The 341-nt window shown below is 56.6% G+C and carries 1 protein-coding gene; it reads right to left on the bottom strand.

Annotated features, from left to right (window positions below; genetic code table 11):
- On the bottom strand, positions 1-341 hold a 341-nt coding region (locus KDM89_RS20800), incomplete at both ends, for a 3-methyl-2-oxobutanoate hydroxymethyltransferase (RefSeq protein WP_212689737.1).

The following is a 341-nucleotide window of genomic DNA, read 5'->3' as shown; positions in this document are numbered from 1 at the left end:
CTTTGCCCAGTGTGGCTGGAATGGCTTCCAGTACCAGCAGGCTGGCGCCTGCTTCCTGTACCGCTAAGGCTTCGGTCTTGAGTAATTCTGCAGCGGCACTGGTTTTACCCTGCACTTTATACCCACCCAATTGATGTACCGATTGCGGTGTCAGGCCCAGATGGGCACAGACTGGAATAGAACGTTCCGTCAGGAAGCGTATGGTCGGCAGTAACCAGGTACCACCTTCGAGTTTCACCATTTGCGCACCGGCACGTATCAGACGGGCAGCATTGTCGAAAGCAGATTCCGGTGTGGCATAGGCGCCGAACGGCAGGTCGGCCACCACCAGCGCCTTTTGA

It is taken from the genome of Cognatundibacterium luofuense, assembly GCF_018139685.1.
Lineage (GTDB): Bacteria > Pseudomonadota > Gammaproteobacteria > Burkholderiales > Burkholderiaceae_D > Undibacterium > Undibacterium luofuense.
This window is presented reverse-complemented; position numbering and strand designations above follow the sequence as displayed.